This is a genomic window from Actinomycetospora sp. 2LY8.5, assembly GCF_057180585.1.
This window is the reverse complement of the sequence record NZ_JBXUHE010000027.1, coordinates 54,296-79,328: the sequence shown is the minus strand read 5'-3', so window position 1 is coordinate 79,328 and position 25,033 is coordinate 54,296. Positions and strand designations below refer to the sequence as shown.

The following is a 25,033-nucleotide window of genomic DNA, read 5'->3' as shown; positions in this document are numbered from 1 at the left end:
AGTGACGCTCCGACCATGTCGTGCCATCCGAGGTGCGGGTGTGCTCCCCGTCGCCCGGGGGCACACAGCCGCCGTGACCGCCGACGCCCCCGTCCTGCGGCCGACCCGCGCGGGCTGGCCCGTCTACGCCGAACGCCCCCGCCGGCGCGCGCGCCAGTTCGTGGCCGACGTCGCCGTGCTCGTGTGGGTGGCGGTCGTCGTCTCGCTCGCGGTGCTGTTGTACGACGCGGTGCTGACGCTGCAGGGACCCGGGCGGCAGATCGGCGCAGCGGGCTCCCGGGTGCGCGACACGTTCGCCGGCGCCGCCGACACCGCGTCCGCCGTACCGTTCGTCGGCGACGACCTGGCGCGCGTCCTGTCCAGCGGCGCCGGCGCGGGCGACGACATCGTCGCCGCCGGCGACCAGCAGGTCGCCGGCGTCGAGGCGCTCGCCACCGGGCTGGCGTGGGCCGTGGCGCTCCTCGCGATCGTCCCGGTAGTCGCGGCGTGGCTCTGGTTCCGGGTGCGCTGGATGATCGCGGCGCGGGCCGTGCTCGCCCTGCGCGACGGGCTGCGTGGCGGGGTCGGCGACGCCGACCTGCTCGCCCTGCGCGCCCTGGTCCACGCCACGCCGCGCCGTCTCGCGCGCGTCCCCGACGCGGCCGTCGGCTGGCGGCGTGGCGACCCCCACGTGCTGTCCCGGCTCGCCCAGCTCGAGCTCGCCCGCCTCGGCCTGCGCGCCCCGACCCTCGTCCGCGCACCGGTCGGGGGCGTACCGTCCGGGGAGGTACCAGACGAACCGGACGATGCCGCCGAGTCCCCACCCGGGCATCTCCCCCGGGTCGACCCCGACGAACGGTGGGGTGACACACGCCCACCACCGGGTCCATCGGGCCCTCGGACGTCCTAGCCTCGGCCCCCGAGCGGGCGTCGTCCGGCGCGGGGAGGGCAGAGTGGACACAGTGGTGGACCGTTCACGGCTGGCCGCGCTGCGGTCACGGGTCGTGGGCTGGGCGGCGCGCCAGTACCTCGCCTGGCGCAGTCGCCGCGGCCTCGACCCGGTGACGCTGCTACCGGACCACGCTCTGATGCCGCTGCGGCGCGACGGCCTCGATCCCGTTCCCGCGCTGCGCGAGGCCCGTGAGGACCACCCCGTACGGCACTTCCCGCTGCCGTTCGGGGTCACCGCATGGCTCATCACCGGGCACGAGGAGGCGCGCGCCGTCCTCGGTCGCACCCGGGGCCTGTCGAACGACTTCGGCCACCTCGTCGGGCAGGCCGGCGTCACCGACGGGCAGAACCCCGGCGGACTGGGCTTCACCGACCCGCCGGAGCACACTCGGCTGCGGCGCCTGCTGACCCCGGAGTTCACGTCCCGGCGCCTGGCGCGCCTCGGCCCGCGGATCACCGAGATCGTCGAGGGCCGCCTGGACGCCATGGAGGAGCTGGCCGCGGCGGGCGAGCCCGTCGACCTCGTCCGTGACTTCGCAACCCCGATCCCCTCGCTGACGATCTGCGAGCTGCTCGGCATCCCCTACGACGAGCGCGACGAGTTCCAGGCGCTGTCGACCGCGCGCTTCGACCTGTTCGGCGGGGCCGGCGCGGTCTTCGACAACATCTCCGGCTCGCTGCAGTACCTGCGCGGCGTCGTCGAGCGCCAGCGCGTCGAGCCCGGCGAGGGCCTGCTCGGCCAGCTGATCCGCGACCACGGCGACGAGCTCGACACCGACGAGCTCGCCGAGCTGGCCGACGGCCTGCTCACCGGGGGCCTGGAGACCTCGGCGTCGATGCTCGCCCTCGGCGCGATGGTGCTGCTGCGCGACCCCGACAGCTTCGCCCTCGTGCGCGACGAGCCCGACGCCGTGCACGGGTTCGTCGAGGAGCTGCTGCGCTACCTGACCGTCGTCCAGATCGCCTTCCCCCGCTTCGCGACCGAGGACATGACCCTCGGCGGCGTGGAGATCAGCAAGGGCGACGGGCTGCTCGTGTCGCTCTCGGCCGCCGACCGCGACCCGCGCTTGCTCTCCGAACCCGAGACCTTCGACCCCCGCCGCCCCCCGGCGCCGCACCTCGCGTTCGGGCACGGCATCCACCGCTGCATCGGCGCTGAGCTCGCGCGGATGGAACTGCGCACGGCCTACCCGGCCCTGCTGCGCCGCTTCCCGCACCTCGCGCTGGCGGACGACGCCGGCACCCTCGACGACCAGCCCTTCCGCAGGACCTCGATCGTCTACGGCGTCGACGCCCTCCCCGTCGCCCTGGGCTGACCCCTCGCTCGGAGCGGCACGGGAGCGGCACGGGAGCCCGGCACGGGAGGTGCGAGCGATGCGGCATCGCTGGCATGTGACGCCAGGATCGCCACATCCTCGCATCGCGACACGCCGTGTCAGCGTGTCGGCGTGGTGCGGGGTGGTTCAGCGCGGCGGCCACGCTGACGAATCCACCACAGCAACGCCGAGAGCGTCAGGAATCCACCCGCTCGGTCAGGCGGGGCCCGCGAGGGCGAGCCTCCCGGCCGCGAGCATCGGCTCGGTGGAGCGCAGCGCCCGGCTGAGCACGAACGCCCCCTCGAGCGCGCAGATGATCGACAGGGCGTGGTCGCGGTCGCCGCCCAGCCGCTCGGTCAGCGCCTCGACCCACGCCGTGAAGACCTCGGCGGTGGCGCGGCGCAGGACCTCGCCGGTGCTCGCGACCTCGAGCGCGACGGTCGCGATCGGGCAGGCCTCGGCGTAGTCGGTGTGCTCGAGGGTCTCCGCGGCCCGGCGAACACCGCCCAGACGGACTCCGTCGTGGTCGCCTGCTCGTCGTAGGCGGCCGTGACGAGCGCCTGGAAGTACGCGCCGCTGGCGCGGACGACCTCGTCGCCCAGCTGCTGCGTCCCGCCGGGGAAGTGGTGGTAGAGCGAGCCGAAGGGGGCGCCGGCCTCGGCGACGACGGGCGCTACTGCCCGTGGCGATGCGGGGCAAGTTCACCGGCGACGTCGCGCGGCTCAACGCCGGCGACCCGACGTCGCTGCTCACGGCCTACGCCGACGACGCCGTGCGGCACTTCCCGCAGGGCGACCACGGCTTCGCCGGCCCGTGGCGGGGCAACGCGGCGATCGAGCGGTTCCTGACGACGTTCGTCGCCGCGCGCGTCCAGGGACGCATCCGTGAGATCGCGATCAGCGGTCCGCCGTGGGCGTTGACGGTGTGGGTGCGGTTCGACGACCACGCCGACGACGGCACGCGGATCTACGAGAACCTTGCTGTCCTCGTACGGCGCACACGCTGGGGCCGCGTCGTCGACCATGAGGACTTCTTCGAGGACACCGAACGCATCGGTGCGTTCCACCGCGCGCTCACCGATCGGGAGGCCGACGCCCTGCAGCCGACTCCGTGATCGTGGGGGATTCCCGGCCTCGTCAGCGTGGCCGCCCGACCGAAACACCCCGCGCCACGCTCTGTCGGCGTGTCGCGCGAGCGAGGATGTGGCGATCCTGGCGTGAGACGCCAGCGATGCCGCATCGCTCGCACCGGGCGTGCTAGTCCACGTGCGGGCTGGAGGCCTGGGCCCAGTGGCGACGGGGGATGCGGCCGGCGGCGTGGGCCAGGCGGCCCGCCTCGACGCCCAGGCGCATCGCCGTCGCCATCGCCTCCGGATCCGACGCGCGCGTGACCGCCGTCGCGAGCAGGACCGCGTCGCAGCCCAGCTCCATCGCCTGCGCCGCCTCCGACGCCGTACCGATACCCGCGTCGAGCACGACCGGGACCGACGACGAGGCAGTGATCATCTCGATGTTGTGCGGGTTGCGGATGCCCAGCCCGGTGCCGATCGGCGCGCCCAGCGGCATCACCGCCGCGCACCCCGCGTCGGCGAGCTTCGAGGCCAGCACGGGGTCGTCGTTCGTGTAGGGCAGCACCGTGAAGCCGTCGTCGACGAGCTGCTCGGCGGCGTCGAGGAGCTCGATCGGGTCGGGCAGCAGGGTGCGGTCGTCGGCGATCACCTCGAGCTTCACGAGGTCGGTCTCCAGCGCCTCGCGCGCCATCCGGGCGGTGTGGACGGCCTCGGCGGCCGTGCGGCACCCCGCGGTGTTGGGCAGGGCCTCGATGCCGAGGCGCTCGAGCAGCGCCAGCACACCGGGGCCGCCGCCCGCGTCGAGGCGGCGCATCGCCACCGTCGTCAGCTCGGTGCCCGACGCGACGAGCGCGCGCTCCAGCACGGCCAGCCCTGAAGCGCCCCCGGTGCCCATGATCAGGCGCGACGAGAACTTGCGGCCGCCGATGACCAGCGGGTCCACGAACGATCAGCCTCCCTGCACCGCGGTCAGCACCTCGACGCGCGAACCCTCGATCAGGGCCACGGTCGCCCAGCTCGCGCGCGGCACCACGGTCCCGTCGACGGCCACCGCGACGCCGCGCTCGGGGACGCCGTGCTCGGCCATCAGGGCGGCGAGGGTCGTGCCGAGGCCGATCTCGCGGCGCTCGTCGTTCAGCCAGACGGTGGTCATCGCTGCCCTCCCTCCCTGCGCCGGCATGACCCGGATCAGGTTCGACGGTCGGAGCCCGAGGGCTCCCTCTCAGCCCGTGCCCGGGCTCCCGTGGTGTCCGATTCCCACCGTACGCGCGGGCCTCAGCCGGGCGCAGCCTGCTCAGGGGCCGACCGGGCGGCGGCCGCCGCCCGCGCCTCCTCCGGCAGCGGCTCCCCCCGCAGCACCGCCACCAGCGCAGCCACCGTCACCGCCACCAGCAGTATCCCGTTGCGCCCGTGCCCGGTCGCGGCCACGAGTCCCGCGGGCCCGACCGGCCCGAGCAGCGGCAGGTTGTCGTCGGTGCCCGGACGGAACGAGGCGGCGGACTCCTCCAGCGCGTAGTCGGCGATCCCCGGCAGCACGCGCTCGACGTCGGCGACCAGGTCGCGCACCCCGCCGACCAGCACGTCCGGGTCGAACCCGGTCTCGTACTGCGTCGCCCCGACCACCAGCCCGCCACCGTCGCGCGGCACCGCGTAGACGGGACGCCCGCTCACCGACGCGCGCACCGTCCGTGACGGCGGCGGCAGCGACGACCGGCGCGCCCGCACCCGCAGGATCTCCCCCTTCACCGGCCGCACCCGCCCCGCGAGCACCGGGTGCATCGTCGCCGACCACGCCCCGGCCGCCACGACAACACGGTCGGCCTCCAGGAACTCGCCGTCGCCGAGCGACACCCCCGTCACCCGCTCCCCGTCGTCGACGACGCGCACCACGGGCCGCCGGGAGACCACCACCCCCCGAGCGGCGCCGGCCCGCGACAACGCCCCGAGCAGCACCCGGTTGTCGACGGCCAGGTCGTCGGGCACCGCCAGCCCCGCCCGCAGCGACGGCCCCAGCGACGGCTCCAGACGCCGCACCTCGCGCCCGCTCAGCCGCTCGACGGGTCGCCCCCACTCGCCCAGGTGCGCCGCCACCCGGTCCAGGTCGGCGACGTCGGCGGCGTCGACGGCGACCTGCAGGGTCCCCTCCCGGCGCAGGCCCACCGGAGCGCCCGCGTCCTCGGCCACCCGAGCGGCGAACGACGGCCACGAGGCCAGCGACGCCGCCCCCAGCTCGAGGACCTCCCGCTCGCCGGGCCACGCCTCGCTGATCGGCGCGAGCATGCCCCCGGCCACCCGCGAGGCCCCGGATCCCGGGTCGGGGTCGACGAGCACGACCTCGCCCGCGAGCCCCTCGCGCGCCGCCGCCCAGGCGACCGCGGAGCCCACGGCCCCTGCACCCACGACGACGAGCCGGTCCCGCACGGTCGCCGAAACTACGCGATACCGTCGTCACGGTGAGTGCACCGAGACCCGCCGGGCCCGCCACCCGCGTCGACCGCCGCACGCGGCTGCAGGACGCCCGCCTCTATCTGTGCACCGACTCGCGCGCCGCGCGCGGCGACCTCGCCGAGTTCGCCGACGCCGCCCTCCGCGGCGGCGTCGACATCATCCAGCTGCGCGAGAAGGGCCTCGAGGCGCGTGACGAGCTCGCCGCGCTCGAGGTGCTCGGGCACGCGGCCCGCCGCCACGGCGCGCTGCTCGCCGTCAACGACCGCGCCGACGTCGCCCTCGCCGCCGACGCCGACGTGCTGCATCTCGGGCAGGACGACCTCCCCGTGGAGTGGGCCCGCCGGGTGGTCGGCGACGACGTGCTCATCGGGCGCTCCACCCACGACGCCGACCAGGCCGCCGCGGGCGCCACCGAGGCGGGCGCCGACTACTTCTGCACCGGACCGTGCTGGCCCACGCCGACCAAGCCGGGCCGCCCCGCCCCGGGCCTCGGCCTCGTCCGCACCACCGCCGCCGCGGCCCCCGCGCGCCCCTGGTTCGCGATCGGCGGGATCGACCACGCGCGTCTCGACGCGGTGCTCGCCGCCGGGGCCGCACGCGTCGTCGTGGTCCGCGCGATCACCGAGGCCGACGACCCCGAGCACGCCGCGAGAACGCTCCGGGAGTGCCTCAGCGCTCCACCGACAACGTGAGCCGCTCCGTCGCGAGGATCTCGTCGATCGGCTGGTAGAGGCTCGTGCCGCCGGCGGTCGCGCAGTCGCCGGTCCCGCCGGAGAGCAGCCCGAGCGCCGAGCTGCCGGACACGAACGGGCCACCCGAATCGCCGCCCTCGCTGCACGCGTCGGTGAGCACGAGGCCCTGCACCGGACCCGTCGCGTAGTTGGCGGTGACGTCCACCGCCGTGACCTTCCCGCAGCGCCAGCCGGTCGTGGAGCCCGACCGGCAGACGGGAGCGCCGACGGGCGCGGAAGCCGTTCCCGTGATCGACCGGGTCGTCGAGCCCTCCGCGGCCACCGACGGGGTCGCCCGCCAGCCGGGACCGACGTCGACGACACCCCAGTCGCCGGTGCGGTCGAAGACCGAGCTGCGCACGGGCCCGATCGGGCTGTTGTTCGCACCGGTGACGTCGCCGCCGCGGTTCGTGCAGTGCCCGGCGGTGATCAGCCGGGGTTCACCGGACGCGGCGGTGGCCGTGAACGCCAGCGAGCAGCGCGTGCCGTTGACCCGGATCGCGTCGCCGCCGACGAGGTCGTACACCGGCGGGTCGGCGCGCGGGGTCGGCGCCGGCACGCCCTCGACGACCCGCACCGAGGCGTCGACCTCGCGCGCCTCCTGGACGTATCCCGCGGTCCGTGCGTCCCGGGGTGCGGTGTTGAGCGCCAGCACGACCGACCCGGTCGCGAGGTCCGTCCACCACGCGCTCACCGCCGCCGGCGCGCCGCGGCGTTCCGCGAGGGCGTCGAGCCGCTCCTTGACCGCGCCCAGCTCCGCGGGACTGTCCGCCGGCGCCGCCCGCGCGGGGACCGGTCCGGCGAGCAGCAGCCCGGCCACCACCGCCAGGGCGAGCACCAGGGCAGCCTGCCGCCCCATGCGCCACCCCCGAGTCGCTCGCGTCCGGCGGCCCAGATGCCGACGGCCGGACGAACGCTAAGGCGTCCGTCCGGCCGTCGGTGGGAGCCGGGGCGAGATCTCAGCCGTTGGTGGAACCCCCGCCGGACCCGCCACCCGAGTCACGCGGGACCAGGTTCGGCAGGAGCCCGTTCTGCGAGGTCCGCGTCGACGGCTGCGACGTGCTCGTGTCGGGCTGCTGGGTGCCGGTGCTGCCGGTGCCGCCCTGCTGCTCGTCCTGCTGCTGCGAGGTCGTCGTCTCGCTCGGGGCGGTGGTCTCCTCGGTGCCCGAGTCCTGGGTCGTGGTGGCCTGGGACGTGCCGGTCTCCTGACCGAAGAGGCTGCCCACCGACGTCCCGCTCTCCCCGCCGGACAGCGGGTGCCCGGTCGCGGTCTCGACGCCGAACGTCGCGAGCAGGGCGATCACGAACACGCTCGCCGCGACGCCGCCGAGGGTCACCCAGGTCTTCCACCCGAGGCTCCTCAACACCGCGAGCATGCCCGCGAGGGTGACCTTGCGGCGCGCGGGCTCCGGCTCGAGCGGCGCGACCGTGGTCACCGCGTCGTCGGGCCCGTACGGAGGATTACCGGGACCACCGGGACCACCGGGACCCGTCGGACGGCCGGGCTGGCCCATCGCCGCGGTCGGCCCGCCACCCGGAGGCGTCCCCGGCTGGCGGCTCCGCGGGACGAACGCGGTCGGGCGGACCTCGGTGGGCGCGCCCGGCGCTCCCGGCGCTCCCGGCGCGCCCTGAGTGCCCGGAGCACCCGGCGCCAGCGACGTCGCCGGGGCGTTCGGGTCGACCCGGGCGTGCACCCGCGTCGGGTCGGCGCCCTCGGCGCGCACCGCCACGCGGGTCTGGGGCACCGGATGACCCGGCTGACCGGGGCGTCCGGTCGGCGGGCCCGCGGCGCCGGGGGCCCGACGAGTCGGGTCGGCCGGAGGCATCCCGGGGCGCACCTGCCGCTGGCCCGGCGGCACCGGGACGCCGGGACCAGGGGTGGGCGGACCGGCGACCGGTCGGCCCGGCTGCGCGGACTGACCGGGCTGACCGGACTGCTGCCCCCGGTTCGGGGTCGGCTTGACTCCGGCGACCTTGCCCACCGCGGTCGCCACCCGGGTGTTGTTCGGCGCGGCGACGACGAGGCGCTCCTTGACCCGGTCGCGCGTCACCTCCAGCGAGCGCTGGTAGAGCGCCGAGCCGATCGTGGTGACGATCGACGCGACCGCGGCGCCGCCGATGGTGCCGAGCACGCCGAGGAAGGACCCGAGGATCGACGCGGTGGCCGCCGCGAGGGCGGCCCCGATGATCTGGGGGAAGGTCAGCCCCACACCGGAGGACTTGGCCTCCGAGGTCGTTTCAGGGTTCGCAGGTGACATGGCTCCCGGTGGGCACGGATCGGGGTGGATCGGGCAGGTCGGGGTGCCGTCCGACGCGACATCCCACAACGGACGACGCCCACCATGGTGCCGCGTTGTCCGCCGGTGAGAGCGTTCACCCTCGGACCACGTCAGGCGCGGCGGAAGGTCGTCATCGCTGGTCCGAACGGATCATGCTTCGGGCACGACGGGGCGTCGGGGGCCCGGGTGCCCGGGAGGCAGGGCCGAACGAACCAACGGCCAGGACGCTGCGACGCACACCACCACGAGCGGCCACGTCAGCACGAGCTGGGCGACGGCCAGCGCCGCTGTCTGACCGGCGATCCAGAGCCCGACGAACACCACGACCCGCACCGCGTACTGGCCCGCCCATACCCAGCTCGCCCGGCAGTAGCCCCGGACGAGGTCCGGGTCCCGGCGCCACAGCGTGGGATGCCCGGTGAGCGTGCCCACGACGACGCCCAGCAGCGGCCAGCGGATCACGATCGAGACCAGCCACGCGACGAGGCTGCCGGCGTTGGCGACGATGCGGGGCAGGAAGAAGTCCTCCGCGCGGCCCGTGTACAGCGCGAGCAGCGCCGCCCCGACCGCGAGCAGCAGGCCCACCGCGAGCGCGCGCGGGCGCTCGCCCCGTCGCAGGCGCCACACCGCGATCACCGCGGCGACGACGACCGCGGCGATCCCACCGAGGAGGATGGGCTGCACCCAGGCCAGCGCGTCGGCCGTCAACCAGACGGCGACGAAGACCACGCCGGGCACCGAGGCGTCGACGGCCTGGCCGCGCCCGCCGAGGAGCTCGGTGAAGGGATCGGCCTCGCGCCGGCGCTCTCGCTCGTCGCGCGCCTTCCCCACCCCAGGATCGTCGGTCAACCGAGGGGCTCCGCGGTGCGTCCCCGGCGCGCGAGCTCGGCGGTGAAGGCCGGCGACGGCGTGCTCGGGCTCGAGATCTCCACGAGCATGCCGTTGGGGTCGGTGACGAGCATCTGGCGGCGGCCGTGGAAGAGGTCCCGCGGCGGAGCGACGAGCGGCAGGCGCAGCCGCCGGGCCTCGGCGTGCACCGCGTCGACGTCGTCGACCATGAACGTGAGGATCACCCCGGCCGGCTCGGCGCGGTACGGCGGCGGCACCAGCTCGTGCCCGACCGCCCAGATCGCGAGCTCATGGACGTCGTCACCGTCGGCGCGGGTGAGCGCCACGTACCAGTCGCTGTCGAACGCGACCTGAAAGCCGAGCAGCGCGACGTAGAAGTCCCGCGTCTCGGGCAGCCGGTCGGACAGGACGGTGGGGAACGAGCGGCTCATCGCCATGCCTCGAGATCCTCTCTCCGGCGGGGCCACCATCGTCCCGCATCGCCGCCGTTCCCCCGGTCGGGGGGCCGACCGCGCGAGATCACAGCTCCGTCACGTCTCGACCGGGCCGACCGTCGCCCGGACGACCGCCCAGCACGCCTCGGTCAGCTGCGTCGCGAGCTGGTCGCGGGTGGCGCCGTGCGGCGCGTCGAGCCAGTGGGAGCTCGCGGAGTCGACCATGCCCACGAGGCCGAAGGCGAGCGGGTGCGCGACCGGCGGCGGGACTTCGGCCCCGAGCGAGCCGTCCACCAGCATCCCCGCGACGTGCTCGGCGACGGTCGCGCGCACGTTGGTCGTCGCGGACTCGCCGCCGGTGCCGAACGAGGTGCGCTTGAGGTACCGGTAGACGTTCGCGTTCGCCTCGAGCCAGCCGAGGTGCGCTCGCAGGGCGGTCGCCAGCATCTCGAACGGGCGTCCCGACGGGCGCCACACCGGCTCGAGCACGTGGACGAGGCGCTCGACCGAGCGCGCGGCGATGGCGCTCTGCAGGTCGTCGCGCCCCTCGAAGTGCCGGTAGAGCCCGGGCCGCGAGACGCCGGCGCGCGCGGCGATCTGCTCGGTGGTGACCTCGGGTCCGTGCTCGCCGATCGCGGCGACCGCGGCGTCGACCAGCTCGAGCCGGCGGGCCTCCCGGTGCCCGGCCCACCGCGCGGCGCGCCCGTCCACGGGCGCGTCGTCGGGGATCTCCTCGGTCATGGTCCGCCCAGCCTGGCACCAGGAGGGGTGACCGGCCAGTGAAACGCAGGTCAGGAGCGGATCAGGACCGGGTGCCGACGTGCTCGCTCGCGCGCCCGACCAGCACCAGCACACACCCGGCGAGCAGGCCCGCGACCACCGCGCGCCCGCCGTGGGTCGGGTCGGCGAGGGCCACCAGCGAGGAGAACACCGTGACCGCCCACCCGAACACCGCGAGCCAGCTCGAGATCGGCCGCAGGCCGGCGACGGTCGTCGTGTCCCGGCGGGCCCGCACCGACCGCCACGCCGCGAGCACGAACGCGAGGACCACGGCCACGACCACCGCGGCCGTCCGGCCGGGACCCGGCGGCACCAGGCCGACGACCAGCAACGTCGCCGCCGCCACGACCAGCGCGGCCCCCGTGACGATCCAGCCGGCGCGGCGCACACGGGCGTCACCGCCCTCGCCGGCGGCGGTCCCGATGGGCATGCGCCGAGGGTATCGGCGTGGTGGCCCGATCTGGCGCGGGCCCGGCCGGTCGTGCGCGTTAGGATGGCCGACCCATCGGTTGACGTCCCAGCCGCTCATCCGGCTGCGCGGTGCCCGAGCCCCGCGGCCCGGTGATTCCCGCGCTGTACCCGGCTTTCGGCGCGGCAGCTCCGCCGCCCCGCGTGCCGCCCTCGCGTTGAGGAGACTCGCGATGGACTCGACCGCTCCCCCGGCGCCGAACCACACGGCCCGGCCCGGCCCGCTCGACGCCGAGCAGGTCCCGGACCTGACGCGCCTGTGCCGGCACGCGCTGCGGGTGGCCGACGCGGTGCGGTGGGCGCAGATCGCGGTGCCGGTCCGGCACGGCACCACCGTGACGTCCTGCGCCGGCGAGCTGACCGTCGCGGCCGTCGACGCCGTCGGGCGAGGTCCGCGCGCGACCGCCGCTCGCTCCGGGGTGCCCGTGGTCGTCGACGACGTCGCGACGGACCTCCGCTGGCCCGCCCTGCGACCCGAGGGGGTCGACGCCCCGGGGTCGCTGCTCGTGCTCCCGCTCGGCCCCGTGGGCGGCACGCTCACGCTCGCCGCCGACGCCCCGCTGACCTTCGGTCCCGAGGTGCGGGCCGTGGCGGGCGAGGTCGCGCGCCTCGCCGGGCGGATGCTGGCCGCGCAGGACGACCCCGGGGCCGGTGACCCGGGCATGCGAGCCCGCGACGTCGTCGTGGCCGCCCGCGCCCTGCTGGCGCGGCACGAGCAGGTGTCCCCGGACGCCGCGTTCGAGCTGCTCCTCGAGCGCGCGCACCATCATGCCGGGACTCTGCTCGCCTGCGCCGAGCAGGTGCTCGACGAGCTCGGCGGCGCGCCGTCCGACGCGCACGGCCGCCCGCCCGAGCCGGCGACGCTACGCCGAGCGATCGCCTACCTCGAGGAGCACGCGGCCCAGGACGTCGACGTCGCCGACGTCGCCGCCGCCGCGGGCCTCGGGGTGCGCGGGCTGCAGATGGGCTTCCGCCGCTGGCGGGACACCACCCCGCTCGCCTACCTGCGGGAGGTGCGCCTCGCCCGCGCCCACCAGGAGCTCCGGGCCGCCGACGCGCGCACCGGCGGCGAGACCGTCGCCGACATCGCCGCCCGCTGGCACTTCACCCACCCCGGGCGCTTCTCGGTGACCTACCGGGAGCGCTACGGCTGCTCGCCGAGCGAGACGCTGCGCGCCTGAGCCCTCCCCGAGCCCCCCGTCGGGGTCTACCGTCGCGGGAGTGGGCCACGCGCGGGAGGTGGACGCCGCGCGGCGGCGCTTCCTGCGCCACGGCCGTGAGGCGGTGACCGCCGACGTCGTCCGGCCCGAGATCCTCGCGTCGTGGGAGCGGTCGCCCGGGATCGACCTCGGCCGACTCGCTGCTCTGCCGGTCGGTGTGGACGACGGCCCGCGCGTCGCGGCCGCCCGCCGGGTCGTCGACCGCGTCCACCCCCGCGACCCCGACCTCGACGCCACCGTGCTCGTCGTCGACCGCGACGGCGTGGTCCTCGTCCGCCGCGACGGCGACCCCGCGCTCACGGAGATCCTCGACGCGCTGCACCTCGTGCCGGGCTCCGGGTACGGCGAGCACGTCGTCGGCACCACCGCGGCGGCGCTCGCCCTGCACGAGGGCGTCGCGGCGACGGTCGAGGGACCCGAGCACCTGCACCCCGCGCTGGCCGTCCTCGCCGGGGCCGCGGCGCCGGTCGACCCCGGTGACCTCGCCGTGGTCGTCGTGCGCCACGCCGAGGACGGCGCCGCCCGCGACCTGCCGCTGGCCCGGGCGCTGGCCCGCGAGATCGCCGACGAGGACGCCGCCGGGCGACGCGGGCGGATCGTCGCGGTCCACGACGCCCTCGCCGCGGCGGCCGCGGACGGGGCCTCGTGGGTGGTGGCGACCGACGGCGACGACCTGGTGCTCGGCGCCGGCGCGCGCCGGCTCCCGCCCGCCGACCAGCAGGTGCTCGCCGACCTCGCCCTCGCCGGCCTGGCGCTGGAACGTCCGGACGCGCCGTACCACGTCGACCTGCCCTCAGGGAGCTGCGCGGAGATCGCGGTCCGCGAGATCCGCTACTCCGACCGGCTCGTCGGGTGCGTGGTGGGCGGTCGACCCGCCGTGGACGAGGGCGGTCGCCGCGAGGCGGAGGCGCGGCGTCGTCAGGGCTCGCACGTCGCGCCCACCTCGCGGCGCGACTTCGCCGCCGACATCCGCTCCGACGAGCGTGCCCACGCCGAAGCGCGGGTGCGCGCCAACCGGGACCTGCTCACCCCCTCGCTGCGCGCCCGCCAGGAGCTGGCCGCGAACCTCGGGCAGCGCCGCCACCAGGTGCTCGTCGGCGAGGCCGGCGTCGGCAAGCGCACGCTGGCGGTCGAGCAGTTCGTCCGCCTGCACCGGGACGGCACGGTCACCGTCGTCAGCACCGACGCCTCCGACGACGGCGCGCGGGCCGTCGAGCCCCTCGAGCGGCTCGTCCACCGGCCGCCGGCGCGCCCGCACCTCGTCGTGCTCCGCGGCCTGCACGGGGTGACCCCGCTGGCCGCCCGGCGGCTCGACGAGCAACTGGGCCTGCTGCTCGTGCGCTCGTCGAACGCCGTCGTCGTCGCGTGCCTGGACACCACGTCGGTGGACGCGAGCCGCCCCTACGGGCTGCTCCTGCGGCACTTCCACGAGACCGTCCGCGTCCCCGCCCTGCGCCACCGCGCCGACGAGCTCGCCGACATCGCGCTCTCGGTGCTGCGCGCCATCGGCGGCGGGCGGTCGCTGCGGCTCTCGCACCAGGTCATCCGCGTGCTCGAGGGCTACGCGTGGCCGGGCAACGTCAAGGAGCTCGAGGACGTGCTGCGCTACGTCGTCGCGCGCAAGCCGGTGGGCGTCATCCAGGCGCCGGACCTGCCCGCGCTGTGCTTCACCAGCCGCCCGCGCCTGACGATGCTCGAGACCGCGCAGGCCGACGCGATCATCCAGGCGCTCTACGAGGCGCGCGGCAACCGCTACCAGGCGGCCGCGATGCTCGGGATCGCCCGCTCGTCGCTGTACCGCAAGATCGATGCCTTCGGGATCAGCTACATCGCGTAGATGCGCTGCGCGCACCCGTGTCCCGGGAGCGGGTCAGTGATCGTCTTCTCGACCGGGCAGGCCCGTCAGGACGTCCCAGGATGGGACAGGATCCTGTGTCCCACGCCACTAGCGTCGGGGAACGGCGGCCTCGGGGAGCGCCGGGCCGCCGGGAGCGATCGACGGGAGTGGCGATGAAGGCACTGGTGTACCACGGCCCCGGCAACAAGGCCTGGGAGGACGTCCCCGACGCGAGGGTCGAGGAGCCCACCGACGTCGTGGTGAAGGTCGAGACGACGACGATCTGCGGCACCGACCTGCACATCCTGCAGGGCGACGTCGCCGCGGTCACCGACGGGCGCATCCTCGGCCACGAGGCCGTCGGGACGATCACCGCGGTCGGCGACGCCGTCCGCGGCTTCTCCGTGGGCGACCGGGTCCTCGTCCCCGCGATCACCAAGTGCGGGCGCTGCGAGTACTGCCAGCGGGGGATGCCCTCGCACTGCCAGACCGTCGGCGGCATCGGCTGGATCTTCGGCCACCTCATCGACGGCACCCAGGCCGAGTTCGTCCGCGTGCCCTACGCCGACACCTCGCTCTACGCCGTGCCGTCCGGGGTCACCGACGAGCAGGCGATCTTCCTCGCCGACTCGCTGCCCACCGGCTACGAGGTCGGCGTGCTCGCCGGCGGCGTCCGCCCGGGCAACACGGTCGCGGTCGTCGGCGCCGGGGCGGTCGGGCTGTCGGCGGTGCTGACCACGGGCCTGTGGGGCGCCTCGAAGGTCATCGCGGTCGACTCGAACAAGTTCCGCCTGGAGAAGGCCCTCGAGTTCGGCGCCACCGACGCCGTCGAGGTCGGCCCGGGCACGGTCGGCGACGTCGTCGCGCTCACCGACGGGCTCGGCGTCGACGTGGCCATCGAAGCCGTCGGCTACCCCGAGACCCTCCTGACCGCGGCCTCGCTGGTCCGGCCGGGGGGAACCATCGCCAACATCGGCGTGCACGGCACGCCGGTCGAGCTGCCGATGCAGGACATGTGGATCAGCAACGTCACGCTGACCATGGGCCTCGTCGACACCGTGTCCATCCCGACCCTGCTGAAGATGGTCGCCTCCGGTCGCATCCCGGCCGAGAAGATGGGCACGCACTCGTTCACGTTCGCCCAGATCGACGAGGCCTACGACGTCTTCGCCAACGCGGCGGCGAACCTCGCCCTCAAGGTCGTCATCACGCCCTGATCGCTCGCCTCTTCCGCAGCGCTCGCCTCTTCCGCAGCGCTCGCCTCTTCCGCAGCGCTCGCCTCTTCCGCAGCGCTCGCCTCTTCCGCAGCGAACGTGGCGTTCGCTGCTTCTAGGCGCGCGAAGTCCCCGTTGATCAGGGCACCAGCACGAGGAGGGGCGACCAGGCCGAGCGCGACGAGCAGTGCGAGCCGGCCGACCCACGACACGGTCGCGGCCCGCGCCACGAGCCGGGCGGCGATCAGCTCCGAGTGCTCGTCGGCGTACGGCTCGGCGCTCGCGGCCCGCACGGTCATCGGCACCACGGCCGGGCGGGCCGCGGGCGTGCGCGGCGCCGGGACGACGACCTGTGCCTCGGTGATCATGCCCAGCCTCTCTCCGCGGAACTCGTGGTTCTCGCGGGGGACGTCGAAGCAGGTCAGGGCTTCGTTAACGGATGTCAGCGGAGATCCACCCACTGGGTGGCGTGTCGCCTCGGCGACTATTGGGCGTCGATCAGATGCCGCCCGAAGGAGCCGTGGACGAGACGGGCCTGACGCGCGTAGTGCGCGAGGGCGACGACGTCCTGGGCGGCGATCCAGACCGAGAGGTCGACCTCGTCGAGCTCGCCCGAGGGGTGGGGGTCGTCGTGGTCGGGCACACGGGCCTCCTCGGCGCCTACGGGTCGCGGGGCCATGTCGCGCTGACGTCGTCGATCAGCCACGCGGCGACGAGCGGGATGTCGATCTCGGTGTCCCGCGACCACTCGGCCAGGCGCCGGGTCGCGGCCTCGGCGTCACAGCCGTAGCGCTCCATGAGGATCCCGGTGGCGCAGCTGACGGCGTCGAACGGATCGGCCGCGGCCGTCGGTGCGTCGAGCCTCGCAGGTTCCTGCTGACCGGCTTCGCCGTCGTCGTGCAGGGCCAATCCTGTCGCCTCCCGCACGGCCATCTGGTGGACCATGAAGCGGCAACGGTACACCTCGCTCGTTCGGTGTACATCGGGCAGGGATCCGGGCGCACCCGAGATCACGGGCGCGCTGTCGACCCCGCCGAGCCGTCGCAGGTACACGAGGTGGCCCTGATCCCCAGCGTCGGAGGACCGGGCCTTCAGACGCCGGCGGCCTCGGGGAGCGCCGCCGTCCCGGACGACCGAACGGCGCTCTCGGTGCGTGCGAAGCAGCGAGAGCGCCGTTCGTCCCACGAGGCGCAGAGGGAGCCGGCGCGGGGAATCGAACCCCGGACCTTTCGCTTACAAGCGCCACGCAACTCGTCTAGAGAAGTACGAGCCGCCGAGCTGGGCCGAGTTCGCGGTCTGATCGCGTTCCGCTGGTCCGCCTCGGATCGCCTGCCGCTGCTACACGGCTGCTACACGGCGCCCGCCGCACGAGACGACCTCGGGGTCTCTCACTCGGCGGCGCGGGGTCGCCTCGGACAGGTCGATCGTGCCGGGGCAAGGGCCACCTCGTCCACACCGTCGGACTGCGCGCTGATCCTGGCCCTTGCGGCGGTGCGAGCGGGCTGTCAGACCCCGGAAGCGCCGACGAGGGCGAGACCCCGTCCCGACCACCTCATTCCCGCGGCCGCGCTCGTCCACCTGGACCTCTCCCGAGGTGGTGCCCGGGGTGCAGGGGCGGAGCGCCCTGCTGTCTTGTCACGAGCCGGCACTCGGGGCGCGGCCGAGGTAGGCGCGGAGCTGCTCGGACGCGGGCGCCGCGGGCGGGACTTGCTGTGCTGGGGCGTAGTGGTTGAGGTCGCGGTCCTCATCACCGACGATCTGGCGGGCCGCATCGAGCGCGGTGAGCCACACCTCGACCGGGCCGGTGATCGCCGTGCCCACGGCGTGGCCGATGTCCGAGTAGTGCGCGAGCAGGTCGAAGAGGTTGATGCCCGCGGCCTGCTCGCCGGTGAACGTGCCGAACGGCAGATGGCATGTGCGCGACAGGTCGACCGAGGCCCAGGCCCGCCGCGCGGTGAACGCCGTCGCCGCGAACGCACGCGCCGGGTCGGAGCCGAGCAGGTCGCCCGATGGTGTTCGCGGTGCGTCGGTCTCGCCGGCGGCGAAGGCGGCGAACTTGCTGGTGGTCGCGGTCAGGTGGTTGAGGACCTGACGCACGTTCCAACCAAGGCAGCACGTCGGTCGCGCCATGTCCAGAACAGTCAGACGTCCGAAGGCTGCCTCGGTCTCGATCAAGGCTTGGATCAGCGCCACGGTCGGCCGCACTGGCCGAGTTTCCCGCACCTCGGGCGGGTGACGCAGGAGACGACTCCGTCCGGCCTTGCTCCCCTCGGCAGTCGTCCGAGCGGCGACGCTCTGGTCCCGCACATCGCCGTCTCGCCGCACTGACCGCCAGGGCCGCGAGACGACGGCCCTTCTGAGGCGCCCACCGCGGACCCCCGACGGGTCCTGTGGCGATGCGGCGCGTCCGCACCCGGTCACACGCAGCGCGAGCCGGCCTCACCGAGAGGCCTCGCCGTGTCCCACTCCCCCACCTCGAGCACGCGGTTCCGCGCGTCCTCGTCATCGTCGCCGGCTCGCACGTCGCGACGGTCGCTGCCCGCCCTGCCTGATCCGTGGCGCACGTACACGCCCGCTGGCTCGCCCTCGCCGTTCGTGGCGGCCGTGGGAGGCGAGGCCGGCCCGCCGGCGCGGGTCGAAGACAGGAGCGGCCGGCGGAAGCCGGCCGCGTCCGACCCGGCCGCCCCGGTCGCCGAAGGCGGCCGGCCTGGGCTTGTTCTATGTGCCATATCGGGCCGCGGGCCCAACGACCACGCCGGCACGAAGCCTGACGACCTCGACGAGACAACGGTCCCGGACTCGGTGGCGGGGCTGTGGACCCCGGCGTTCCCCTCCCCGGAGCTTGTCGACGCGGCCGCCGCGATGCTGCCCGCGATCCGCGAGGAGCCCGGGACCCTCGCGGAAGGGCCGCGGTGGGAGCTGACCGTCGGACCCGGCATCTTCGCTGTCGCCTGCCACGACTGGGCCCGGCGCGAACGCACCGCCGAACGGGCCCACGCGGCGCACGTGAAGGACATCGACGCTGCGGTGGCCGCGCACATCGCCACCGGCGAGTGGCCCGAACCCCCGACGCCGCGGACGGCGATCACGTCCTGGTCGCGGAAGTCGCGGGCGAACATGGTGCGCCGGCTCTGCGAGCTGGACTACACCCCGCTCTACGCCTCGGGCCGGCTGCCGGCGATGGTGACCCTGACCTATCCCGGCGACTGGCTGACGGTCGTCCCCACCGGGCAGGACCTGAAGAGGCACCTGAAGGCGTTGCGCAAGCGCTACGTGCGCGCGTGGGGTGAGGAGTGGGCGTGCGTGTGGAAGCTGGAGTTCCAGCGACGGGGCGCCCCGCACGTGCACATGCTCTGCACCCCGCCCCACGGGCGCGCCCGCACCACCGGAGAGACCTTCGCCGTCTGGCTCTCCGCGGCGTGGGCCGACGTCGCCGACCACCCCGACCCCGAACAGCGCCGCCGGCACGAACGCGCCGGCACCGCCCTGGACTACGCCGAGGGCCTGCGCGCGACCGACCCGCGCCGGGTCGCGGCCTACTTCACGAAGCACGGACTCATGGCATCAAAGGAGTACCAGCACCACGTCCCGCCTGAGTGGTCCGAACCCGGCACCGGCCCCGGCCGCTTCTGGGGCGTCTGGACCCTCCACCGCGCCGTCCGCACCGTCCACGTCTCCCCCGAGGACGGCATCCGTGCCGGACGCATCGCCCGCCGCTGGGCCCGCGCCCAAGGTCGCATCCAGTCGCGGTGGGTGCAGCGCGTCGACCAAACCACCGGACGCATCTACTACCGGCGCTCCCGCTCACGCGTCCGCCTCTTGACCAACGGCAACCGCGGATGGGTCGCGGTCAACCAAGCTCCGGTCCTTGCCGTGAAGATCGCTCGTTGGCTGCGACCTCCGTCTAGCCTTCGAGCAACCCCCCAGTTGGAGGGTTTTCGCAGGCCAGCGGGCCTCTAAGCAGTACCAGTCTAGTGCTGGTTTGGCCCTTATCCCTTCACGCCAGGCCACGACGTTAAGCTTTGGGAGGCGAAGCCTTAACGGGGCCACGATCCATGAAGGGATAACCCCATGGCCGGTTGGGAGCCGAGACACTGGGAGTCACGGCTAGATGCACCCGCTAGGAAGGACCGCCGAGACGGCCGGTACTCAGTGTATCTCCCAGACCGCCTCCAGGACCGACCTCTGGTCCTGCGGCCTGAGCTATCGGCGCGAGCCGCGCAGGTCGAGGACGCTGTACGTCGCCTCACCGTAGGGCCTGAGGCGGGAAGCTTGGAGGGCCTCGCACGCTTCTTACTACGATCTGAGGCCCTCGCCTCGTCTCGGATTGAAGGTCTCAAGGTTTCTGCGGCGCAGGTGGCCATGGCAGAACTCGCCTCATCCGAAGGTATCAACCAGGGAAACTTCACAGACAGCGCTCGGCTCGTAGCGAATAACATAACCGTGCTTCGAGCGGCCGCATCGGAGTTAGCGCGGGCACCTCGCGTTACCATTGAGGGGATCGACGCACTCCATCGATCCCTGCTGCCGGAGGAACACCTCCAAGGCCTGCGAAAGAAACAAAACTGGATCGGCGGAAGCGACTATCACCCGCTAGATGCCGAATTCGTACCCCCTCCGTGGGAGCTAGTCGAGGGTTTGATGGCCGACCTTGCTGACTACGCGTCGGGGGGATTGCACGCGCCTCTCGTGCAAGCAGCCCTGGTGCACGCTCAGTTCGAGACCATCCATCCATACGCGGACGGAAACGGCAGAGTCGGCCGCGCCCTCTTGCATACGGTCTTGACGCGTCGCGGACTCACTCCATCCGCAATCCTTCCCATCAGCCTCGTACTCCTTACTCGGTCAGACGAATACATCGCAGCCCTAACCTCTTACCGGTACAGCTCGGAAGCCGGCTCCCAGGACGCAAATGCAGCTCAAGAGACTTGGATAGAGCTATTCTTCGATGCGACGCTCACGGCAGTGGAGCAAGCAAGTCAGTTCGCTGCCGAACTCGCGGATATGCGTACCCACTGGCACGAGAGACTCGCCGCTAGTCGAGAAGCTGCTGGCATACGCGGTCGCCCGCGGTCGGACTCGGCGGTAGCGCGGCTAATCGATCTCATGCCGGAAATGCCGCTAGCTACAACCCGTACGGTTGAGAGCGTCCTCGGAATCTCGTTTCCTCAAGCACGTGACGCCCTCGAGGCCCTCGCCGACGCTGGCGTACTCACCAGACGACAAGTAGAACGCGGAACTACCGGGTACCTCGCGATGGAAGTATTCGACCTCTTGACTTTAACGGAACGACAACTAGCTAGCACCAGGTGGGACACTCGTGATTCACCACCAAATCGCGAAGTTCCGGCCTTACCTCCGCCCCGTCTCGAAGGCAAATGACGAGGAGCTTGGAGGTCTCCCACGAATTGCTACGGCCCCAGGAGCCCACGACCAGTGCATTAGGTTCGTTGCTTCACTACCTCGTCATAACCAACCAGCCTGGCGCCATCATGAGCGCGTACAGCCACATGGGGCGAGAACGCGTCTCGCACTCGCACGGCGTAAGCCTCCGTCATTCCTGCGTCGACCATCGCGAGAGTCCACCACGAGATAGACTTGGCCTCGACCGAGAACGAGGCTTCCGTGTCGCCCGTCGGATGGCAGCGGAACACGAGCGAGATGATTCCTCGGCTCATGTTCTTGTAAACTCCTGAGAGGAGGTCAACGCTGACCTCCAAACCTGTTTCCTCGAACACCTCGCGCCTCACGCCCTGCTCGGGCGTCTCGTCGAGTTCGAGCACCCCTCCTGGGGGTTCCCAGTGTCCGTTGTCGCGGCGCTGGATGACGAGGACGCGGTCCTGGTCGTCGATGACGATGCCGGCGACGCTGACCGAGTGTTTGGGCGTGTCCGCCACTGTCGCCTCCTGACGTTCGTCACCGTTCGGTAGCGTTCGGCACCGATCGTAGAGGTCCAGTCGTCTGGAGGAGTCGTGCAGCTCGGGGTCATCGACCGCGCGGACGACCGGCCGCCGTACCGGCAGATCGCGGACCACCTGCGCGCGGCCATCGACCACGGGGACCTCGTGGCTGGGGACAAGCTGCCCAGCGAGGCCGAGCTCATCGAGAACTACGGCGTCGCTCGCATGACCGTTCGCCAAGCGGTGCAGGAGCTGCGCAACGAGGGGCGGGTGGTCGCCGAACACGGGCGGGGCACGTTCGTCCGCCCTCCGGTCCAGGTGCGCCGGCTCGCCTCCGAGCGCTTCGCCCGACGTCACCGCGAGCGTGGGTTGGCGGCGTTCAGCGTCGAGGCGGAGAAGGTCGGGTTCACCCCGAAAGTCGACCAGATGGAGATCGCGACCGGACCGGCCACACCAGAGATTCGCGATCGGCTGCGCCTGTCCGACGGCGAGGAAGTCGTGAGCCGGTCGCGGCGCTACCTCGCTGACGGGCAGCCAGTCGAGACGGCCGTCTCCTACCTGCCCGCCTCCGTCGCCGCCGGCTCCCCCATCGTCGAGGCCGACACCGGCCCCGGCGGCATCTACGCGCGACTGGAGGACATGGGCTTCGAGCTGGACCACTTCACCGAAGAGGTCTCGGCCCGCATGCCCAGCGCGGAGGAGCGCCGCCGGCTCCAGCTCACCGACGGCGTGCCCGTGGTCGTCCTCGTGCGCACCGCCTACGACACGACCGGGCGGCCACTGGAGGTCTGCGACACCCTCAAGGCCGCACCCGCCTACGTGCTGGAGTACGAGGTCCCGGCGCGCTGACCAGGCCGTACAACGGCTTCGTAACAGCGAGGCACCACTCCTCTAGACGTCTATCTGACTACTGCTAGTCTCAAGTCGTCTAGAGGAGTTCGAGCGAGGAGAAGCAGTGATCCAGAACTACGTCATCGACCAGGCCGCCACCTTCGAGTGGCTGATGTTCCTGTCGTCCGGGCCCAAGACGGCGTTCGGCGACAACTACCGGCAGGAGACGACCAAGGACGGGCTGCCCAAGTGGCAGCTCCAGTTCGCGGCGTGCTTCCGGCAGTTCGGGCGCCCGACCAACGAGATCGTGACCGTCGGCATCGCCGCCGAGCGGGACCCGGGCGAGGACCTCGCCCCGGCCACCCCGGTGCAGCTCGTGGGCTTCGAGATCGGCGTCATGGACAAGAAGAACCGCGAGGGCCAGGCCATCGGGGCGCAGGTCTGGTACCGCGCCCAGGAGGTCCGGCCGCTGTCCGCAACCGGGAGCGGCGCCCGCGGCACCAAGCAGGCGCCCCAGTCCGAGGCGGCGGCGTCATGACCTGGCAGACCGACGCGGCCTGCCGCGACACCGACCCCGACCTGTTCTTCCCACCCTCCGAGGACGACACCAGCACCATCGTCGCCCGCCACCGGATCGCCGTCGCCCCGATCTGCGGCGGCTGCCCGGTCGCCACCGAGTGCCTGCGCTGGGCCCTCGACACCGGCCAGGACTACGGCCTCTGGGCCGCCACCACACCCACCGACCGTCGCGCCATCCGCCGCGCCCGCCTGGCCGGCGTCCCCGATCCGGTCGCCGACGCCGAGCCCATGTGCTCCGGCTGCGCGCTGCTGTTCCCCATGCCCGCCGTGGACGGCCAGCTCTGCTCAGGCTGCACCGAGAGGACCCTCCGATGACCGCCCTCGAGCACACCCGCCGCCTCGAGCACCGCTCCGGGCGCACCCGCGGGCCCGGCGCCCACCGCCCCGGGCTCTTCGCCCGGCTCCGCGCCGAGCGCGCCCGCCGCGACTACGAAGCCTCCGTGCTGGCGTTCGCCGCCTCCCTCAAGGCGGCGTTCCGCGAGGCCTGCACCGGCATCGCGCTGTGCCAGTACGTCCACGTCGCCGCCGGCGTCACCATCCGCACCCCGCGCGTCGGGGAGGTCCGCCTCGGCCCACCGACCTCCTTCACCGTCGAACTCATGGCCGGCCAGGAACCGGCCGACTTCACCAAGGGCGAGAACGGCGCCCGCCTCGCGCACACCCTCGGCGCCCACGCCCTGCGGGTCGAACCGATCGCGGGGCGCTGGGTGCGGCTGCACCTGCTCGACGCCGACCCGCTCCGCGACGGCTTCGGCCTCCCACCCGTGACCGTGGCCTCGGGCGCCGAGTCGGTGATCCTCGGACGCACCGAGGACGCCACGACCCTCGGCCACGCGATCACCGACCCGGCGCACCTCGCGGTGCAGGGCATGAACGGGTCCGGGAAGTCGGTGTTCACCTACGGGCTGCTCGTCCAGCTCGCCGCGGCCTCCGACGTCCTCGTGACGGGCTCGGACATCACCGGCCTGCTGCTCGGTAAGGCGTGGGACGACACCGCCCACCGGCCCCACCAGGTCACCGGCACCGGCGACATCGCCGCCCACGCCGTCCTCCTGGAGGACCTCGTGGCCGAGATGGACCGCCGGCTGGAGACGATCCCGCCGCGCCGGGACAAGATCGAGCCGTCGCCGGAGTGCCCGACGGTCCTGGTGGTACTTGAGGAGTTCCCCGGCCTGCTGCGCGCCGCCGACGGGCCCAAGCCCAAGCGCGGCGAGGGTGTCCCGGTCGGCGAGCGCATCCGCACTGCCGTGCTGCGGCTGCTCTCCGAGGGCCGCAAGGCCGCGTTCCGGGTCCTGATGCTGGCCCAGCGGTTCGAGGCCACCGCCGTGGGCGGCGGCTACGCCCGCGACCAGTTCGCCCTCCGGCTGTCCTTCCGGGTGCCGGCGGACTCACTGGAGATGCTCCACGGCACCGACGCCCGCCCGCTCGGACAGGAGCACGCCAACGCCGACCCCGGCGTCGCCTACCTCTCCGGGCTCGGGCGCGATTGCCAGCGCATCCGTGTGCCCTACCTCGGCGACTACGGCGAGTACTGCGACCGCATCGCCGCGCACGGACGGCGGGCCCACCGATGAACCTCATCGCGATCGTCATCATTGCCGGCCTCGTCACCGCCCTGCTCATCAAGAGCCACAAGGCCGCCCCCGCGCTCGTCTCCGGCGTCGTGACCCTCGTCCTGCTCTTCGCCGCCTTCCCCACCCTCGGCCCGGCGGTATCGAGCAGCGCCGGCGAGTTCGCCCACCAGCTCGGCGCCGCCACCGACCGCGCCGCCGACGTCGCACCCGAGGAGGTCCAGCGATGACCAACCTCGTCGCCCGCGACATCGAGCGTGCCGCCGAGGCCGTCCGCAGCGCCAACCACGCCACCATGCGCGGCGCCCTCGACGGGCCCCAGGCGGCCGTCGTCGTCGGCAACCTCGTCGAGCTGGCCCAGCGCCTCCCCCAGGTCCTCGACTTCCTGTCGCGCTCGCTGCGCCGCGCCGACCCCGCCGAGCACGACGACGACCGCGGCGCCGACGTCGCCTGGCTGCTCCAGCTCGCCGGAGCCGAGGTCGACGACGCCCGCACCGCGCTCGGCGACGCCGCCGGCCACCTCACCCACGCCCACAACCACCTCGGCCACCTCGGCCGCCGGCTCTCGGAGGACTGA

Annotated in this window: 30 protein-coding genes and 1 riboswitch; of the genes, 15 read left to right on the top strand and 15 right to left on the bottom strand. The window is 73.7% G+C overall.

Annotated elements, in window-relative coordinates:
- Positions 1 to 73: 73 nt before the first annotated feature.
- The gene (locus AC2A1K_RS24335; protein ID WP_483898917.1) at positions 74 to 889 is read left to right on the top strand and encodes a hypothetical protein; all 816 of its coding nucleotides are present in this window, start codon (positions 74 to 76) and stop codon (positions 887 to 889) included.
- Positions 890 to 959: 70 nt separating this feature from the next.
- A complete protein-coding gene (locus AC2A1K_RS24330; protein WP_483898934.1) occupies positions 960 to 2,246 on the top strand; it encodes a cytochrome P450 in 1,287 nt (428 codons plus the stop codon).
- A 216-nt stretch (positions 2,247 to 2,462) separates the two neighbouring features.
- Here AC2A1K_RS24330 and AC2A1K_RS24325 read toward each other — a convergent pair whose 3' ends face one another.
- Complete coding sequence (locus AC2A1K_RS24325; protein WP_483898916.1) at positions 2,463 to 2,951, bottom strand: LmrA/YxaF family transcription factor; 489 nt, start codon at positions 2,949 to 2,951, stop codon at positions 2,463 to 2,465.
- Between AC2A1K_RS24325 and AC2A1K_RS24320 the strand changes: the two genes are divergently transcribed.
- A complete protein-coding gene (locus tag AC2A1K_RS24320; protein ID WP_483898915.1) occupies positions 2,935 to 3,360 on the top strand; it encodes a nuclear transport factor 2 family protein in 426 nt (141 codons plus the stop codon). The genes AC2A1K_RS24325 and AC2A1K_RS24320 overlap by 17 nt on opposite strands.
- A 142-nt stretch (positions 3,361 to 3,502) precedes the next feature.
- On the opposite strand, the gene thiG is transcribed toward AC2A1K_RS24320, so the two are convergent.
- From thiG to thiO, 3 genes are all read right to left on the bottom strand, one after another.
- A complete protein-coding gene (gene thiG / locus AC2A1K_RS24315; RefSeq protein WP_483898914.1) occupies positions 3,503 to 4,258 on the bottom strand; it encodes a thiazole synthase in 756 nt (251 codons plus the stop codon).
- A gap of 6 nt (positions 4,259 to 4,264) precedes the next feature.
- A complete protein-coding gene (gene thiS, locus AC2A1K_RS24310; RefSeq protein WP_483898913.1) occupies positions 4,265 to 4,468 on the bottom strand; it encodes a sulfur carrier protein ThiS in 204 nt (67 codons plus the stop codon).
- Positions 4,463 to 4,570: riboswitch (TPP riboswitch) on the bottom strand. (Overlaps the previous gene by 6 nt.)
- A gap of 20 nt (positions 4,571 to 4,590) precedes the next feature.
- On the bottom strand, positions 4,591 to 5,736 hold the full coding sequence (gene thiO / locus AC2A1K_RS24305) for a glycine oxidase ThiO (protein ID WP_483898912.1): 1,146 nt from the start codon (positions 5,734 to 5,736) through the stop codon (positions 4,591 to 4,593).
- A gap of 32 nt (positions 5,737 to 5,768) precedes the next feature.
- Here thiO and thiE point away from each other — a divergent pair, with 32 nt between their 5' ends.
- Positions 5,769 to 6,455, top strand: a complete 687-nt coding sequence (gene thiE / locus AC2A1K_RS24300; protein ID WP_483898911.1) for a thiamine phosphate synthase — start codon at positions 5,769 to 5,771, stop codon at positions 6,453 to 6,455.
- Here the strand turns inward: thiE and AC2A1K_RS24295 are convergent.
- From AC2A1K_RS24295 to AC2A1K_RS24270, 6 genes are all read right to left on the bottom strand, one after another.
- The gene (locus tag AC2A1K_RS24295) at positions 6,433 to 7,353 is read right to left on the bottom strand and encodes a S1 family peptidase (RefSeq protein ID WP_483898910.1); all 921 of its coding nucleotides are present in this window, start codon (positions 7,351 to 7,353) and stop codon (positions 6,433 to 6,435) included. The two genes, thiE and AC2A1K_RS24295, sit on opposite strands and share 23 nt — an antisense overlap.
- 100 nt (positions 7,354 to 7,453) lie before the next feature.
- Entirely contained in the window at positions 7,454 to 8,752 is a 1,299-nt protein-coding gene (locus AC2A1K_RS24290) for a hypothetical protein (protein WP_483898909.1), read from the bottom strand.
- Between the two features lie 171 nt (positions 8,753 to 8,923).
- Positions 8,924 to 9,622: a DUF3159 domain-containing protein gene (locus AC2A1K_RS24285; RefSeq protein WP_483898908.1), complete on the bottom strand. Its 699-nt coding sequence runs from the start codon at positions 9,620 to 9,622 to the stop codon at positions 8,924 to 8,926.
- Positions 9,619 to 10,059, bottom strand: a complete 441-nt coding sequence (locus tag AC2A1K_RS24280) for a VOC family protein (protein ID WP_483898907.1) — start codon at positions 10,057 to 10,059, stop codon at positions 9,619 to 9,621. Before AC2A1K_RS24280 ends, AC2A1K_RS24285 begins: the two co-directional genes overlap by 4 nt.
- Before the next feature lie 93 nt (positions 10,060 to 10,152).
- Positions 10,153 to 10,797, bottom strand: a complete 645-nt coding sequence (locus tag AC2A1K_RS24275) for a TetR/AcrR family transcriptional regulator (RefSeq protein ID WP_483898906.1) — start codon at positions 10,795 to 10,797, stop codon at positions 10,153 to 10,155.
- A 61-nt stretch (positions 10,798 to 10,858) separates the two neighbouring features.
- Positions 10,859 to 11,266 (bottom strand): hypothetical protein, encoded by a 408-nt coding sequence (locus tag AC2A1K_RS24270; protein ID WP_483898905.1) that lies wholly within the window; start codon positions 11,264 to 11,266, stop codon positions 10,859 to 10,861.
- Positions 11,267 to 11,477: 211 nt separating this feature from the next.
- Between AC2A1K_RS24270 and AC2A1K_RS24265 the strand changes: the two genes are divergently transcribed.
- The 3 genes from AC2A1K_RS24265 to AC2A1K_RS24255 all read left to right on the top strand — a co-directional run bounded on the left by AC2A1K_RS24265 (position 11,478) and on the right by AC2A1K_RS24255 (position 15,578).
- Positions 11,478 to 12,485 carry a helix-turn-helix domain-containing protein gene (locus AC2A1K_RS24265; RefSeq protein WP_483898904.1) on the top strand — a complete coding sequence of 336 codons (1,008 nt, stop codon included), beginning with the start codon at positions 11,478 to 11,480 and terminating at the stop codon, positions 12,483 to 12,485.
- Positions 12,486 to 12,525: 40 nt separating this feature from the next.
- The gene (locus AC2A1K_RS24260; RefSeq protein ID WP_483898903.1) at positions 12,526 to 14,361 is read left to right on the top strand and encodes a helix-turn-helix domain-containing protein; all 1,836 of its coding nucleotides are present in this window, start codon (positions 12,526 to 12,528) and stop codon (positions 14,359 to 14,361) included.
- A gap of 173 nt (positions 14,362 to 14,534) precedes the next feature.
- The gene (locus AC2A1K_RS24255) at positions 14,535 to 15,578 is read left to right on the top strand and encodes an alcohol dehydrogenase catalytic domain-containing protein (protein WP_483898902.1); all 1,044 of its coding nucleotides are present in this window, start codon (positions 14,535 to 14,537) and stop codon (positions 15,576 to 15,578) included.
- Here AC2A1K_RS24255 and AC2A1K_RS24250 read toward each other — a convergent pair.
- From AC2A1K_RS24250 to AC2A1K_RS24235, 4 genes are all read right to left on the bottom strand, one after another.
- Entirely contained in the window at positions 15,518 to 15,943 is a 426-nt protein-coding gene (locus tag AC2A1K_RS24250) for a hypothetical protein (protein WP_483898901.1), read from the bottom strand. The two genes, AC2A1K_RS24255 and AC2A1K_RS24250, sit on opposite strands and share 61 nt — an antisense overlap.
- A 116-nt stretch (positions 15,944 to 16,059) precedes the next feature.
- On the bottom strand, positions 16,060 to 16,218 hold the full coding sequence (locus tag AC2A1K_RS24245; RefSeq protein WP_483898900.1) for a hypothetical protein: 159 nt from the start codon (positions 16,216 to 16,218) through the stop codon (positions 16,060 to 16,062).
- A gap of 17 nt (positions 16,219 to 16,235) precedes the next feature.
- Positions 16,236 to 16,520: an ANTAR domain-containing protein gene (locus tag AC2A1K_RS24240; RefSeq protein WP_483898899.1), complete on the bottom strand. Its 285-nt coding sequence runs from the start codon at positions 16,518 to 16,520 to the stop codon at positions 16,236 to 16,238.
- A 690-nt stretch (positions 16,521 to 17,210) separates the two neighbouring features.
- Positions 17,211 to 17,768 (bottom strand): TIGR03086 family metal-binding protein, encoded by a 558-nt coding sequence (locus AC2A1K_RS24235; RefSeq protein ID WP_483898933.1) that lies wholly within the window; start codon positions 17,766 to 17,768, stop codon positions 17,211 to 17,213.
- A gap of 609 nt (positions 17,769 to 18,377) precedes the next feature.
- Here AC2A1K_RS24235 and AC2A1K_RS24230 point away from each other — a divergent pair.
- Positions 18,378 to 19,535, top strand: coding sequence for a rolling circle replication-associated protein (locus AC2A1K_RS24230; protein ID WP_483898898.1), 1,158 nt, complete (start codon positions 18,378 to 18,380; stop codon positions 19,533 to 19,535).
- 111 nt (positions 19,536 to 19,646) lie between these two features.
- On the top strand, positions 19,647 to 20,957 hold the full coding sequence (locus AC2A1K_RS24225; RefSeq protein ID WP_483898897.1) for a Fic family protein: 1,311 nt from the start codon (positions 19,647 to 19,649) through the stop codon (positions 20,955 to 20,957).
- Between the two features lie 59 nt (positions 20,958 to 21,016).
- On the opposite strand, the gene AC2A1K_RS24220 is transcribed toward AC2A1K_RS24225, so the two are convergent.
- Positions 21,017 to 21,472, bottom strand: a complete 456-nt coding sequence (locus tag AC2A1K_RS24220) for an NUDIX hydrolase (RefSeq protein WP_483898896.1) — start codon at positions 21,470 to 21,472, stop codon at positions 21,017 to 21,019.
- Positions 21,473 to 21,547: 75 nt separating this feature from the next.
- On the opposite strand from AC2A1K_RS24220, the gene AC2A1K_RS24215 reads away from it, so the two are divergent.
- The 6 genes from AC2A1K_RS24215 (at position 21,548) to AC2A1K_RS24190 (ending at position 25,033) form a co-directional block, all read left to right on the top strand.
- The gene (locus AC2A1K_RS24215) at positions 21,548 to 22,324 is read left to right on the top strand and encodes a GntR family transcriptional regulator (RefSeq protein WP_483898895.1); all 777 of its coding nucleotides are present in this window, start codon (positions 21,548 to 21,550) and stop codon (positions 22,322 to 22,324) included.
- 106 nt (positions 22,325 to 22,430) lie between these two features.
- Positions 22,431 to 22,844 (top strand): hypothetical protein, encoded by a 414-nt coding sequence (locus tag AC2A1K_RS24210; RefSeq protein ID WP_483898894.1) that lies wholly within the window; start codon positions 22,431 to 22,433, stop codon positions 22,842 to 22,844.
- Entirely contained in the window at positions 22,841 to 23,200 is a 360-nt protein-coding gene (locus AC2A1K_RS24205; protein ID WP_483898893.1) for a WhiB family transcriptional regulator, read from the top strand. The genes AC2A1K_RS24210 and AC2A1K_RS24205 overlap by 4 nt, the downstream gene beginning before the upstream one ends.
- Positions 23,197 to 24,459: an FtsK/SpoIIIE domain-containing protein gene (locus AC2A1K_RS24200; protein WP_483898892.1), complete on the top strand. Its 1,263-nt coding sequence runs from the start codon at positions 23,197 to 23,199 to the stop codon at positions 24,457 to 24,459. The genes AC2A1K_RS24205 and AC2A1K_RS24200 overlap by 4 nt, the downstream gene beginning before the upstream one ends.
- On the top strand, positions 24,456 to 24,686 hold the full coding sequence (locus tag AC2A1K_RS24195) for a hypothetical protein (protein WP_483898891.1): 231 nt from the start codon (positions 24,456 to 24,458) through the stop codon (positions 24,684 to 24,686). The genes AC2A1K_RS24200 and AC2A1K_RS24195 overlap by 4 nt, the downstream gene beginning before the upstream one ends.
- Positions 24,683 to 25,033: a hypothetical protein gene (locus AC2A1K_RS24190; protein ID WP_483898890.1), complete on the top strand. Its 351-nt coding sequence runs from the start codon at positions 24,683 to 24,685 to the stop codon at positions 25,031 to 25,033. Before AC2A1K_RS24195 ends, AC2A1K_RS24190 begins: the two co-directional genes overlap by 4 nt.